Source organism: Ramlibacter sp. bp-362 (assembly GCF_054956735.1).
Genome location: NZ_JBUDXE010000002.1, coordinates 225,703 through 238,227, shown reverse-complemented (window position 1 = coordinate 238,227; position 12,525 = coordinate 225,703). Strand labels below are relative to the sequence as shown.

Annotated in this window: 12 protein-coding genes; 2 read left to right on the top strand and 10 right to left on the bottom strand. The window is 70.5% G+C overall.

Going from position 1 to position 12,525, the window contains the following annotated elements:
• Positions 1-5 precede the first annotated feature (5 nt).
• The 4 genes from ACY0MJ_RS03580 to ACY0MJ_RS03565 all read right to left on the bottom strand — a co-directional run bounded on the left by ACY0MJ_RS03580 (position 6) and on the right by ACY0MJ_RS03565 (position 3,133).
• Positions 6-506: a pilin gene (locus ACY0MJ_RS03580; RefSeq protein ID WP_462636906.1), complete on the bottom strand. Its 501-nt coding sequence runs from the start codon at positions 504-506 to the stop codon at positions 6-8.
• Between the two features lie 139 nt (positions 507-645).
• Positions 646-2,043 (bottom strand): aminopeptidase P N-terminal domain-containing protein, encoded by a 1,398-nt coding sequence (locus ACY0MJ_RS03575; RefSeq protein ID WP_462636905.1) that lies wholly within the window; start codon positions 2,041-2,043, stop codon positions 646-648.
• Entirely contained in the window at positions 2,040-2,771 is a 732-nt protein-coding gene (gene murU / locus ACY0MJ_RS03570; protein ID WP_462636904.1) for an N-acetylmuramate alpha-1-phosphate uridylyltransferase MurU, read from the bottom strand. The genes ACY0MJ_RS03575 and murU overlap by 4 nt, the downstream gene beginning before the upstream one ends.
• On the bottom strand, positions 2,768-3,133 hold the full coding sequence (locus ACY0MJ_RS03565) for an S-adenosylmethionine decarboxylase family protein (protein ID WP_462636903.1): 366 nt from the start codon (positions 3,131-3,133) through the stop codon (positions 2,768-2,770). The genes murU and ACY0MJ_RS03565 overlap by 4 nt, the downstream gene beginning before the upstream one ends.
• 83 nt (positions 3,134-3,216) lie before the next feature.
• Here ACY0MJ_RS03565 and tkt point away from each other — a divergent pair, with 83 nt between their 5' ends.
• Both tkt and gap read left to right on the top strand, forming a co-directional pair.
• Positions 3,217-5,229 (top strand): transketolase, encoded by a 2,013-nt coding sequence (gene tkt / locus ACY0MJ_RS03560; protein WP_462636902.1) that lies wholly within the window; start codon positions 3,217-3,219, stop codon positions 5,227-5,229.
• A gap of 27 nt (positions 5,230-5,256) precedes the next feature.
• The gene (gene gap, locus ACY0MJ_RS03555) at positions 5,257-6,258 is read left to right on the top strand and encodes a type I glyceraldehyde-3-phosphate dehydrogenase (protein ID WP_462636901.1); all 1,002 of its coding nucleotides are present in this window, start codon (positions 5,257-5,259) and stop codon (positions 6,256-6,258) included.
• A 69-nt stretch (positions 6,259-6,327) separates the two neighbouring features.
• Here gap and ACY0MJ_RS03550 read toward each other — a convergent pair whose 3' ends face one another.
• The 6 genes from ACY0MJ_RS03550 to ACY0MJ_RS03525 form a co-directional block, all read right to left on the bottom strand.
• On the bottom strand, positions 6,328-7,344 hold the full coding sequence (locus ACY0MJ_RS03550; protein ID WP_462636900.1) for a pirin family protein: 1,017 nt from the start codon (positions 7,342-7,344) through the stop codon (positions 6,328-6,330).
• 131 nt (positions 7,345-7,475) lie between these two features.
• A complete protein-coding gene (locus ACY0MJ_RS03545; protein WP_462636899.1) occupies positions 7,476-7,952 on the bottom strand; it encodes an FKBP-type peptidyl-prolyl cis-trans isomerase in 477 nt (158 codons plus the stop codon).
• Entirely contained in the window at positions 7,949-9,163 is a 1,215-nt protein-coding gene (locus ACY0MJ_RS03540; protein WP_462637094.1) for an MFS transporter, read from the bottom strand. The genes ACY0MJ_RS03545 and ACY0MJ_RS03540 overlap by 4 nt, the downstream gene beginning before the upstream one ends.
• Before the next feature lie 77 nt (positions 9,164-9,240).
• A complete protein-coding gene (locus tag ACY0MJ_RS03535) occupies positions 9,241-10,011 on the bottom strand; it encodes a fumarylacetoacetate hydrolase family protein (RefSeq protein ID WP_462636898.1) in 771 nt (256 codons plus the stop codon).
• Positions 10,011-11,087, bottom strand: coding sequence for a Rossmann-fold NAD(P)-binding domain-containing protein (locus tag ACY0MJ_RS03530; protein ID WP_462636897.1), 1,077 nt, complete (start codon positions 11,085-11,087; stop codon positions 10,011-10,013). Before ACY0MJ_RS03530 ends, ACY0MJ_RS03535 begins: the two co-directional genes overlap by 1 nt.
• A 30-nt stretch (positions 11,088-11,117) precedes the next feature.
• The gene (locus ACY0MJ_RS03525) at positions 11,118-12,524 is read right to left on the bottom strand and encodes an amidase (RefSeq protein WP_462636896.1); all 1,407 of its coding nucleotides are present in this window, start codon (positions 12,522-12,524) and stop codon (positions 11,118-11,120) included.
• Position 12,525 lies beyond the last annotated feature (1 nt).

The window sequence follows — 12,525 nt, the reverse complement described above, 5'->3', positions numbered from 1 at the left end:
GGCGCCTACTCGTAGTCGCCCGAGGCGTAGGGCGTCGCGTCGTCGCGGCAGGTGGAGGGCAGCGCCTTGCGCACGAAGGACGAGTCGGAGCCGCACAGCCAGCGCGGCACCGCGTTGCCCAGGTCCGTGGCCACGCTGAGCGGGCTGCCGTCGCTGCGGGCCGGCACGAGGAACAGGTGCTGGCCGTTGACCACCGGGTCGAGGTGGTCGATGGTGACGCGGATCGCGCCGTCCACCGACGTCTGGATCGCGCTCACGTAGCGCGTCGTCCCCGGCGCCTCGCAGCCCCAGGCCGCGGCGGAAGCGGGCGGCGACGGCAGCGACAGGTAGGACTCGGCGATGCGGGTCTTGCAGTGGGCCGTGGCGAGGATGACCTCCGACATGCGGGCGCGCCGCGTGTAGTCGCGGTACTGCCCCAGCGCGATCGCGGCCAGGATGCCGATGATCGCGACGGCGATCATCAGTTCGATCAGGGTGAAGCCGGCCTGCGGCCGAAAACGCGCCATTGCCATGATCGCCTCCCAGCGAGGCGCCCATGAATGCAGGCGCCGCGGCAAAGTTTCCCGAAACCTGCCGCGGCGATGTGTCGGACGTTTCCGATTGCAAGCTCGGCGCGCGCCCACACCGGGACGCGCGGCGGCTGGCTCAGGCGCGCATCAGCGCTTCGATCTCGTCGCCGTCCACCGGGACGCCGCGCGTGATCAGTTCGCAGCCCTGCGCGTCGACGATCGCGTCGTCCTCGATGCGGATGCCGATGTTGTGGAACTGCTCCGGCACCCCTTCGCCCGGGCGCACGTAGATGCCCGGCTCGATGGTGAGCACCATGCCGGGCTGCAGGATGCGGCTCGGGCGGTTCTGGATCGTCTCGCCGGACAGCGGGTCCTTGCGTTCGCTCACCTGGCCCAGCTCGCCGGGCTCCACGTAGCTGCCGCAGTCGTGCACGTCCATGCCCAGCCAGTGGCCCGTGCGGTGCATGTAGAAGGGGAAGTAGGCGCGCTTCTCGATCACGTCCTCGAGCGAGCCGACCTTGTCGGCGTCGAGCAGGCCCACGTCGAGCATGCCCTGCGCCAGCACCTTCACGGCCGCGTCGTGCGGGTCGGTGAAGCGGGCGCCCGGTTTCGTCGCATCGACCGCGGCCTGCTGCGAAGCCAGCACGATGTCGTAGAGCGTGCGCTGCGGGCCGGTGAACTTGCCGTCGGCCGGGAAGGTGCGGGTGATGTCGCTCGCGTAGCCGTCGAGCTCGCAGCCGGCGTCGATCAGCACCAGTTCGCCCGCGCGCACCGGCGCCACGTCGGCGCGGTAGTGCAGCACGCAGGCGTTCGCGCCGGCGGCCACGATGGAGCTGTAGGCCGGGTACTGCGAGCCGCCCATGCGGAACTCGTGCATCAGCTCGGCGTCGAGGTGGAACTCGCGCACGTCCTTGCCTTCGCGCAGCATGCGCGCGCAGGCCTGCATGGTGCGCACGTGCGCCCGGGCGCTGATGGCGGCGGCGCGCCGCATGATGTCCTGCTCGTGCGCATCCTTCACGAGGCGCATCTCGTCGAGCACGGCGCACAGGTCGCGCTGCTGCTCGGGGCACAGCGCGCCGTAGCGCACGCGGGCGCGCACCCGGTTGAGCCAGCCGGCGACGCGCTGCTCCAGCCCTTCGTGGATCGCGAACGGGTACCAGACGGCGTCGCGGTTCTCCAGCAGCCGGGGCATCTGCGCGTCCATGTCGCCGATGGGGAAGGCGGCGTCCACGGCCAGCGCCCCCACCGCCGCTTCGGGGCCCAGCCGGTAGCCGTCCCAGATCTCGCGCTCCAGGTCCTTGGGCTGGCAGAACAGCGTGCTGCGGCCGTCGCCGGTGACCACCAGCCAGGCGTTGGGTTCGGTGAACCCGGTCAGGTAGTAGAAGTAGCTGTCGTGGCGGAACAGGAAGTCGGAGTCGCGGTTGCGCTGGCGCTCCGGCGCCGTCGGGATCAGGGCGATGCCGTTGCGGCCCAGCTGCGCCGCCATGCGGGCGCGGCGCTGGGCATAGACGGAAGTGGGCACGGTGGTGTTCATGGTGGCATTGTCCGCGTTTGCGGATCCGCGTTCAGGGCGGCCAGGCGCTCGGGCGTGCCGACGTCGGTCCAGGGGCCGTGGTACAGCTCGGCGCTCACTTCGCCGCGGTCCATCGCGGCGCGCAGCAGCGGCGCCAGCGCCAATTTCTCGCCTTGCGGGTTGCCGTGCGGCAGGCCGGCGAAGAAGGACTGGCGGAACAGGCCCGTCGTGGAATAGGTGTAGCGCACCTCCGCCTGGTTCAAGGCCAGGCCGTCGGGCGAAAGGCCGAAGTCGCCCTTCGCGTTGTGCGGCGGGTTGGGCACCAGGAACAGGTGGGCCTGCTTGCCGCTCGCCGCGAAGTCTTCGTAGGCGGCGCGGGTGAACAGGAAGCGCGGCATGTACACGTCGCCGGCGACGATCCAGAAGACGTCGGCCAGCAGCGGCAGCGCCCGGGCGATGCCGCCGGCGGTTTCCAGCGCGCCGCCGAAGTCGCGGCCCTCGTGCGAGTAGCGGATGCGCATGCCGTCCTCGGTCTCGTGGCCGAAGGCGTCCTCGATCTGCTCGCCCAGCCAGGCCGTGTTGACGACGACGTCGCGGAAGTCGCCGCGCCACAGCGCCTCGAGGTGCCAGGCGATCAGCGCCTTGCCGTGCACCTTCAGCAGGGGCTTGGGGCAGCTGTCGGTGAGCGGCCGCATGCGCTCGCCGCGCCCCGCCGCGAGGATCATCGCTTCGGCCTTGTCGGTCGTCATTCTTCTTCCCCGCGGTCCAGCGAGCGCTGCTCGGTCCACTCGGGCTGGAAGCGGTTGACCAGGGCGAACATCAGGCCGCGGGCCTTGGCGGACTGGTCGCCGTCCGCGTTGCTCACGTACACGTCCGCCGTCACGCTGCGGGACTGCGGCCAGGTGTGCAGGCACAGGTGGGCGCCGGGCATGAGGATCGCGGCGCCCAGTCCCGCCGCATCGCCGCCCGCATGGAACACCTGCTCCAGCGGCTGCAGCCCCACGGCCTGCACGGCCGCCTCGCACCAGGCCTGGAGCTGCTGCGCGTCCGCGAGCCACGCCGGCTCGCAGCGGCAGCGGTACAGGTCGGCGGTGAGGTGCAGGCCTTTCATGGCATCAATGTACCCGCGCGGCCCCGGCTGGGGCCGTCATCTAAAATCCCGGGTTTCCCCTGATCTTCCCGGAGCTGCCACCGATGGCCAACGATTCCCTGATGGCGAACGCGATCCGCGCGCTCGCCATGGACGCCGTGCAACAAGCGAACTCGGGCCATCCGGGCGCGCCCATGGGCATGGCCGACATCGCCGTCGCCCTCTGGCACCGCCACCTGCGCCACAACCCGAAGAACCCGCACTGGATGGACCGCGACCGCTTCGTGCTGTCCAACGGCCACGGGTCCATGCTGATCTATGCCCTGCTGCACCTGACCGGCTACGAGCTGCCGATCGGCGAGCTCAAGGGCTTCCGGCAACTCCACAGCAAGACGCCCGGCCACCCCGAGGTGGACGTCACGCCCGGCGTCGAGACCACCACCGGCCCGCTGGGCCAGGGCCTCACCAACGCCGTGGGCATGGCACTGGCCGAGAAGCTGCTGGCCGCGGAGTTCAACCGGCCCGGCCACGCGATCGTCGACCACCACACCTACGTCTTCATGGGCGACGGCTGCCTGATGGAGGGCATCAGCCACGAGGCCTGCGCGCTGGCCGGCGCCTGGAAGCTGAACAAGCTGGTCTGCATCTACGACGACAACGGCATCTCCATCGACGGCCAGGTCACGCCCTGGTACATCGACGACGTGCCCGGCCGCTTCCGCGCCTACGGCTGGAACGTGATCGGCCCGGTGGACGGCCACGACATCGAGGCGGTGGACCGCGCCATCGCCGACGCGCGCCGCAGCAGCGAGAAGCCCACGCTCGTCGTCGCCAAGACGCACATCGGCAAGGGCTCGCCCAACCGCGCCAACACCGCCAAGGCGCACGGCGAGCCGCTGGGCGCCGACGAGATCGCGCTCACGCGCACGGCCTTGGGCTGGCAGCACGAACCTTTCGAGCTGCCGCGCGCCGTGTACGACGAGTGGGACGCGACGGCCAAGGGGGACGAGCTGGAATCCGACTGGGAGCGCCGCTTCGCGGCCTACCGCGCCGAGCATCCGGAACTGGCCGCCGAATTCGTGCGCCGCATGAAAGGCGAGCTGCCCCAGGACTTCCTGCGCGTGGCCGCCGACGCCGTCGCCTCCGCCCACGCCAAGGCGGAGTCCGTCGCCTCGCGCAAGGCCTCGCAGATCGCGCTGGAAGCCTTCACCGCCGCGCTGCCCGAGATGCTGGGCGGCTCGGCCGACCTCACCGGCTCCAACCTCACGAACACGAAGAGCACGCCGCCGCTGCGCTTCGACCAGTCGGGCGAAGTCGTGCGCACCGACGGCAAGGTCGGCCGGCACATCAACTACGGCGTGCGCGAGTTCGGCATGGCCGCGATCATGAACGGCATCGCCCTGCACGGCGGCTTCATTCCCTACGGCGGCACCTTCCTGACCTTCAGCGACTACAGCCGCAACGCGATCCGCATGGCGGCGCTGATGAAGCGGCGCGTGGTGCACGTGTTCACGCACGACTCCATCGGCCTGGGCGAGGACGGCCCGACGCACCAGTCGATCGAGCACGCCGCCAGCCTGCGCCTGATCCCCAACCTCGACGTCTGGCGCCCCGGCGACACGGCCGAGACCGCCGTCGCCTGGACGGTGGCCCTGCAGAACACGAACCGGCCGACGGCCCTGCTGCTGTCGCGCCAGAACCTGGCCTATGCGCCCAAGCAGGGGCTGGAGGACATCGCCCGCGGCGCCTACGTGCTGGCCGACGACGAGGAGGCCGAGGCGGTGCTCATCGCCACCGGCTCGGAAGTGCAGCTGGCCCTGCAGGCGCGCGACGCGCTGGCCCAGGAAGGCGTGGCCGTGCGCGTGGTGTCCATGCCCAGCACGACGACCTTCGACCGCCAGGACCGCGCCTACAAGGAAAGCGTGTTGCCGGAGGACCTGCCGCGCGTCGCCGTCGAGGCGGGCGTGACCGACTTCTGGTGGAAGTACGGCTGCGCGGCCGTGGTGGGCATCGACACCTTCGGCGAGTCGGCTCCGGCGGGCGTGCTGTTCAAGCACTTCGGCTTCACGGCGCAAAATGTGGCGGATACCGTGCGCGCAGTCCTGCGCCGCGGCTGATCGGTTTCTTTCTTCCAGGAGTCAACAATGGCAATCAAGGTAGGCATCAACGGGTTCGGGCGCATCGGGCGCAACGTGCTGCGCGCGGCCGTGCAGAACTTCCCCGACATCGAGATCGTCGGCATCAACGACCTGCTGGAGCCGGACTACCTGGCCTACATGCTGCAGTACGACTCGGTGCACGGCCGCTTCAAGGGCGAGGTCTCGGTCGAGGGCAACACGCTGGTCGTCAACGGCAAGAAGATCCGCCTCACGCAGGAAAAGGACCCGTCCGCGCTGAAGTGGAACGAGGTGGGCGCCGAGGTGGTGATCGAGTCCACCGGCATCTTCCTCAACAAGGACGGGGCGCAGAAGCACCTGCAGGCCGGCGCGAAGAAGGTGATCATGTCGGCGCCGTCCAAGGACGACACGCCCATGTTCGTCTACGGCGTGAACGACAGGAAGTACAAGGGCGAGGACATCATCTCCAACGCCTCGTGCACGACCAACTGCCTGGCGCCCATCGCCAAGGTGATGAACGACAAGTGGGGCATCAAGCGCGGCCTGATGACCACGGTGCACGCCGCCACGGCCACGCAGAAGACGGTGGACGGCCCGTCCAACAAGGACTGGCGCGGCGGCCGCGGCATCCTGGAGAACATCATCCCCTCCTCCACCGGCGCGGCCAAGGCGGTGGGCGTGGTGATCCCCGAGCTGAACAAGAAGCTCACGGGCATGTCCTTCCGCGTGCCCACCTCCGACGTGTCGGTGGTGGACCTGACGGTGGAGCTGGAGAAGCCGGCGACGTACGCCGAGATCTGCGCCGAGATGAAGGCCCAGAGCCAGGGCCCGCTGAAGGGCGTGCTGGGCTACACCGAGGACAAGGTGGTGGCCACCGACTTCGTCGGCGACGCCCGCACCTCGATCTTCGACGCCGACGCCGGCATCGCGCTGGACAACAACTTCGTCAAGCTGGTGAGCTGGTACGACAACGAGTGGGGCTACTCGAACAAGTGCCTGGAGATGGTGCGGGTGGTGGCCGGAAAGTAAGCCGCTTCTTCACACAAGCAGAAAACGCGCCTTCGGCGCGTTTTTCAATGCGTCCGGCTGTCCGTATTCCTAAGGGCGTTCCTCGGTGCCGTCCGGATAGCGCGCGAAGCGCAGCGGCTCGCTCCCGTGCACCGGCCCCGCGTCCGGGAAACTCCACCCACCGAACTGCGTGCGCCGGTAGTCCTGCATCGCCTGCATGATTTCCTGCTGCGTGTTCATCACGAAGGGCCCGTACTGCGCCACCGGCTCGCCGATGGGCCGGCCCTGCAGCACCAGGAACTCGCAGACGTCATCGCCCGCGGCGAGCGCCACTTCCACGCCCGTGTCCAGCGTCACCGCGGCCGGGCCCTCGATCGCCTGCCCGCCCACCATCGCCGCGCTGCCCGCGAAGAAGTAGAGCGTGCGCCGCGTGCCCACCCGCAGCGCCGGCGGGAGCTGCAGCGTCGCGCCCGGCTCCATGCGCAGCGTCCAGATCGCGACCTCGGCTTCCTCCTGCGCCGCCCAGGAGTCGGGCGGCGGCGGCGGGGCCTGCAGGTCGCCGAAGCGGCCGGCGATCACGGCCACTTCGCTCTTGCGGCCGGCCGCGTCTTCGAGCACGCGGCGCGGCACCTGCTCGCTCCACAGCATCGTGAAGTGCGGGTCGGCCATCTTGCTGCGCTTCGGCAGGTTCAGCCAGACCTGGAACAGCTCCGTGGGGTTGTCCTGCGCGGTCTCCAGCAGCGGGAACATCTCGGAGTGCACGATCCCGCGGCCGGCGGTCACCCACTGCACGTCGCCGGCGCCGAAGCGCGCGACCGCGCCCAGCGAGTCGCTGTGGTCGATGAGGCCCTTGCGCACGATGGTCACCGTCTCGAAGCCGCGGTGCGGGTGCGCGGGAAAGCCCGGCACGCTGTCGCCGTGGTACATGCTCCAGCCGTCCTTGCGGCTGAAGTCCTGCCCGATGTCGCGCCCCGCCAGCGACGCGTCCGGCCCGAGCCGGCCGTTGCCCCGCGGATAGGCGTCGTCGTGGTGCGCGCAGAACAGGAAGGGATCCTCGGTTTCCCAGGGAAAGCCGAGCGGCTTGACGTCGAGGACGGGAGAGGTCATGCGAAGCCTTTCAATGCGGACAGCCGGAGGCAGAGGTCGCAAAGGTCGCGCAAAAGTCGCAAAAGATTCAAAAGGACTTTTTTGGCTTTCTTTGGCGCAACCTTTGCGACTTTTGCGTCCGGTCCCCGTGTTCAGTGGTGGTGCCCGCCCGCGCCGTGCACGTGGCGGTGGGCGATTTCCTCGCCGCTGGCCAGGCGCACGCCGGTGACCTTCAGCGTGAACTTCAGCGCCTTGCCGGCGAGAGGATGGTTGCCGTCGAGGTGGACCTCCTGGCCCTTGATCTTCATGACGTGGAAGACGTGCGGCGTGCCGTCGTCGGTGTGGCCCTCCAGCTGGCCGCCCACCTTCACGCCCGGCGGGAACTCGGCCTTGGGGATCACGCGCACCAGCGCCTCGTCGCGCAGGCCGAAGGCGTCCTGCGGCTGCAGCTCCAGTGTCACCTGGTAGCCGGGCTCCTGGCCTTCCAGCGCTTCCTCGATCTTGGGCAGCGTGTTGTCGTAGCCGCCGTGCAGGTAGACCATGGGCTCCTTGCTCTGCTCGATCAGCCGCCCGGCGGTGTCGGCCACCTTGTACTGCAGGGTGACGACGGTGTCTTTCGCGATCTTCATGGACTCGATTGTGACGGCTCGCCCGCGGCCGCGCTCGCCTGCCGCGGCGCCGGCAGGAACCGGAACGCGAGCGCACCGCCGACCAGCATCACGCCGATGGCGCCCATCACCGCCGCGTACCGCTCGATGTCCAGCGCGGCGGCGGCCGAGGCGACGCCGCCGGTCAGCCACTGCATGACCGCCACGCCGAGGAACATGGCCATGGTGAACACGGCCATCGCGCGCCCCGTCATGCGGGCCGGGTAGGCCGCGCGCACGTCGGCGTACTGCAGCGTGCAGAAGCCGGACAGCAGGCTGATGGCGAGCGCCAGCGTCACGTCGAGCCAGGCACCGGGGCCGAGCGCGATCACGAAGAACAGCGCGGCCGTGAGCAGGGCGCAGCCGACGATCCAGGACCGTCGCCGCCGGTCGCCGGGATCCAGCCTGCCGAACAGCGGCGCACCGACCATGCCGAGCACGGAAATCGCGATCGCCACGTTGCCGGTCTGCACCAGCGTGAAGTCGTAGCGCTCGATCAGCAGCGGCACCAGCCAGAGGCCGCGCAAGGCCATGAAGGCCGCATAGCTGAAGAGCGCCAGCCCGATGATGCCCAGCGTGTGCGGCAGCCGGAACAGCTCCCCGTAGCCGCGCAGCGCGCCGATCACGTCGACCGGCTGGCGGCCCCGGTCGCTGTCGTGGCCGTCGCGCACCAGCAGCAGGATCGCCAGCCAGGCGAGCGCGGCGCAGGCGGCCAGCACCACGAACCCGGCCCGCCACGAGAACTGCTCGATCACCCAGGCGAGCGGCGTGCCGGTGAGCAGCAGGCCGATGGAGCCGATCCCCAGGGCGGCGCCGTTGACGGCGGCGTAGCGCTCGATCGGGAAGCGTCGCGAGATGAAGACGGTGCAGACCAGGAAGGCGGGCGCGCAGCCGATGCCGGTGAGCACCTGGCCGAAGATCAGCATGCCGTAGCCCTGCGCGCCGGCCGTGACCAGCGCGCCGGCGATCGCCAGCGGGAACACGGCGAGGACGGTGCGGCGCGGGCCGTAGACATCGATGCCCATGCCCATGAACAGCTGCAGGGAGGCGAAGGAGAAATGAAAGGCGGCGGCGAACAGGCCCAGCTGCTGCGGCGTGAGCGCGAAGGCCTGCTGCAGCGGCGGCGCCATGATGCTGGCCGCGGTACGGAAGGCCTGGCTGAGGGCGAAGCCGGAGATCAGCACCAGCAGCATCAGCCAGGCGCCGCGGGGGGAAGGCGATGGGGAGGACACGGGGGGATTTTCGTCATCCCCGCCTTCGCGGTGACGGGTCAGAGCTGCACTTCCGCCTCGCCGATGCCCTCGAACACCGCCTTCACCTTGTCGCCCTGCTGCGCCGTGAGCATGCCGCACCACGTGCCGGTGGTGACGATGGTGCCGCGCGGCACCGTGGCGCCATGGCGGCTCACGTGGCGCAGCCAGGTGGGCAGCAGCCAGGCGGGTTCGCCCAGCGAATGCGTGCCGCGGAAGGACTGCGGCGCCGCGGCGCCGACCTGCACCGTGCAGGCCTGCTGCGCCCAGTCGCGCGGCGCGTAAGGCTTCCATTCGCCCAGCACCAGCGCGCCGTGCACCTGGAAGTCCGCGAGCTTGAGCAGCGCGCTCACCTCGGGGAACTGCTGCCAGCGCGTGTCGACGATCTCGATGGACACGGTCATCGCGTCCACCAGCGAGGCAGCCGCGTCGTCCGCCAGCGCCGCGGCTTCCGCCGGCGTGACGTCGCGGCCCAGCCGCAGCGCGACCTCGGCCTCGATCAGGCGCAGGTTGAAGTGCGTGGCGCGCCCGTCGGCCGGGCTGGGCCAGACGTTCTGCGGCGGCAGCGGCGCGTGCGTGAGCACCGCGCTGCGAGAGGGGCCGCCGGATTTCCAGTGGCGCGGCACGCCGGCGTCGAACCAGCCGGCCTCGCGGCCGACGCGCTCCTGCACGGCATAGGCCTCCTCGGCGTTCGAGAGCAGGCCTTCGAGCGGCGCGGCGTCCGCCCGGCGCTGGGCGCGGCGGGCTTGCAGCAGCGCGTCGGCGACGGCCTTCAGCGCGGTGTCGGCCATCAGCGGCCGGCGGCCTTCTCGCGGTTGGCGTGCAGGCGCGTGTCCACCAGATCGACGATGCGGTCGATCACCGGGTGGCGCAGGCCCTTCTGGCGCGCGACCAGCTGCACCAGCTTGTCGGCGCGCTCGATGTAGGGCACGCCGTTCTGCAGCGCGCGGGCGGCGGAGGCCGGGCGCGTCAGGCTGGAGGCCGCGGCGGCGTACTTCTCGAAGGGCACCAGGTCGGAGGGCTTGGCGCCCAGCTGCACGCACAGGTCGAACACGAAGTCGTAGACGGACTTGGACTCGGCGATGTTGGAGTGCACGGCCTCCTGCGCGGTGCGCATGCCGTCGGGCGTGATGCAGCGGTAGTTGCCCGCCAGCAGCATGGACCACTTGGCGAGCGGCACGAAGATGGAGTCGGACACGCGCAGCTTCACCGGCAGCTCGATCGGGCCTTCCGGCGCCTGGTAGCGCACGGCGTCGACATCCTGCTCCAGCTCGCGCAGCATCTGCGTGTGCTTCTCGTCATCGAAGCGGGCGACCTTGAAGTTGGTCGGCAGCGTGACCTGCAGCACGTTGACCTTTTCTTCCGGCGGGCGCACGGCCTGCGGGTCGGGGCTGCACAGCGTCAGCAGGCCGGGCTCGAAGGAATCCCACACGCTGGCGTCGGTGAACGCGGGCTTGAGCTGGTCGGCGTCCAGGCCGGGGATGCGGCGCAGGTAGGGCAGCGGCGGCATGTTCATGATGGACATGCAGGGCACGCGCGACTTCGCCACCTTGTCCAGCAGCTCGCGCACGCCGGGCGAGCGGTACTGCGGCTCCTGCATGGCCAGGCCGATCAGGTCGTAGTCGGCGGGGTTGACGTCGTCGGTGCCGGCGGCGGACACCTTGCCGGGAAGCTGGCGCGAGTCGATCACCACCTGCTCGGCGCGGCCGCGCACCGGCATGCGCACGCGGAAGCCCTCGCTGTTGATCAGGTCGGCTTCGGCGGGCAGGCAGACGAGCTTCACCTCGTGACCGGCGAACAGGAGCTTGGAGGCGAGCAGGGAGCCGTACGAGGCTCCGAGGATCAGGATCTTGCGGTGGGTGGACATGTCATCACTCCTCTGACTACCGGGTGTTGTTCAAATGCTGGGCCACAGCCCGGCCCAAGGGTACGCCTGCTCGTAGGCGGCGCCAAGGTGAAACAGTTGTGCGTCGGAACCATAGGATCCGACCAGCTGCATGCCGATCGGCAGGCCCTCCGCCGAGGGCTCGCAGGGAAGCGCCAGCCCCGGCAGGCCGGCGGCGTTGACCCAGCCCGTGTAGACGGCGTGGCCCCGGGGGCCGACTTCCTGGCCGGCTATCCGCGCAGGGTAGGCCATTTCGGCTTTCCAGGGCAGGGCCGCCGCTGATGGCAGCACGATCACGTCGGTCTCCGCGAACAGGGCGACGCTGTCGCGGCGCAATTTTTTCACCTGTTCCAGGATCTGCCAGAGGCGGGCGGCCGGCAGGGCGCGGCCCTTTTCCGCCATCTCCACGTACTTCGGCGAGGCCTGGGCGGCCCAGTCCGGGTGGCGCTCGAACAGCTGCGCGAGTCCGGCCTGGCCGATCTGCGGCCAGGCTTCGGCGTAGAAATCCAGGTCCAGGGGCAGCGGCCCGGTGCGGACCTCGTGGCCCAGGGACGCCAGGCGCTCCACCGCGCGGCCGACGCTGCGGGCGATCTGCGGGTCCAGGGGGGCGGTGCCGAAGCGCTCGACGTACAGGATGTGCAGGGCGCGGGCGGGCCGCACCTCGGAGGCGGCGTGCGCCGCGGCGAGCGACGAGCGGTCCACCGCCGCCGGCCCGCGCATCACCTCGAACAGCATGCGCGCGTCTTCCACGGTGCGCGCCAGCGGCCCGATCACCTCGAAGTCCAGCAGCAGGCTGGGCAGCACGTGCTCGCGGGGCACGGCGGAGAGGGACGGCTTCAGCCCCACCAGCCCCGTGTGCGAGGCCGGCCGGCGGATCGAGCCGCCGCCGTCCTGTCCGATCGCCAGCGGCGTGATGCCGGCCGCGACCGCCGCGACGGCTCCGCCGCTGGAGCCGCCCGGCGTGAGCTCCGTGTTCCAGGGATTGCGCGTGACGCCGAAGATCGGGTTGGCCGTGTAGCCCTCCAGCGCGAACTCCGGCACGTTGGTCTTGCCGATGATCAGCGCGCCGGCCGCGCGGGCGCGGCCCACGGCGAATTCGTCCTGGCCGGTGGCGTGCGCGCGCAGCGCCGGGCAGCCCCAGGTCGTCGGCTGGTCCGCCGTGTACAGGCTGTCCTTCACCGACAGCGGGATCCCGTCGATGGGCGACAGCGGCGCGCCGCGCGCGTGGCGTTCGGTGGAGGCATCGGCCTCCGCCATGAACGCCGCGTCGCGCCGCGCGACCACCGCGTTGATCTTCGGGTTGACCGCCTCCAGCCGCGCCAGGCAGGCCTGCGCCACCTTCAAGGGCGTCAGGCTGCCGTCGCGGTAGCCCCGTCGCATGTCGGCGGCCGACAGCCGCCAGAGGGGTTCGCTGGTCATG

Excerpts from the sequence above, each read along its gene's own strand:
- ACY0MJ_RS03580 (WP_462636906.1), bottom strand. The coding sequence starts at position 506 with ATGGCGCGTTTTCGGCCGCAGGCCGGCTTCACCCTGATCGAACTGATG.
- ACY0MJ_RS03575 (WP_462636905.1), bottom strand. The coding sequence starts at position 2,043 with ATGAACACCACCGTGCCCACTTCCGTCTATGCCCAGCGCCGCGCCCGC.
- murU (WP_462636904.1), bottom strand. The coding sequence starts at position 2,771 with ATGACGACCGACAAGGCCGAAGCGATGATCCTCGCGGCGGGGCGCGGC.
- ACY0MJ_RS03565 (WP_462636903.1), bottom strand. The coding sequence starts at position 3,133 with ATGAAAGGCCTGCACCTCACCGCCGACCTGTACCGCTGCCGCTGCGAG.
- tkt (WP_462636902.1), top strand. The coding sequence starts at position 3,217 with ATGGCCAACGATTCCCTGATGGCGAACGCGATCCGCGCGCTCGCCATG.
- gap (WP_462636901.1), top strand. The coding sequence starts at position 5,257 with ATGGCAATCAAGGTAGGCATCAACGGGTTCGGGCGCATCGGGCGCAAC.
- ACY0MJ_RS03550 (WP_462636900.1), bottom strand. The coding sequence starts at position 7,344 with ATGACCTCTCCCGTCCTCGACGTCAAGCCGCTCGGCTTTCCCTGGGAA.
- ACY0MJ_RS03545 (WP_462636899.1), bottom strand. The coding sequence starts at position 7,952 with ATGAAGATCGCGAAAGACACCGTCGTCACCCTGCAGTACAAGGTGGCC.
- ACY0MJ_RS03540 (WP_462637094.1), bottom strand. The coding sequence starts at position 9,163 with ATGCTGCTGGTGCTGATCTCCGGCTTCGCCCTCAGCCAGGCCTTCCGT.
- ACY0MJ_RS03535 (WP_462636898.1), bottom strand. The coding sequence starts at position 10,011 with ATGGCCGACACCGCGCTGAAGGCCGTCGCCGACGCGCTGCTGCAAGCC.
- ACY0MJ_RS03530 (WP_462636897.1), bottom strand. The coding sequence starts at position 11,087 with ATGTCCACCCACCGCAAGATCCTGATCCTCGGAGCCTCGTACGGCTCC.
- ACY0MJ_RS03525 (WP_462636896.1), bottom strand. The coding sequence starts at position 12,524 with ATGACCAGCGAACCCCTCTGGCGGCTGTCGGCCGCCGACATGCGACGG.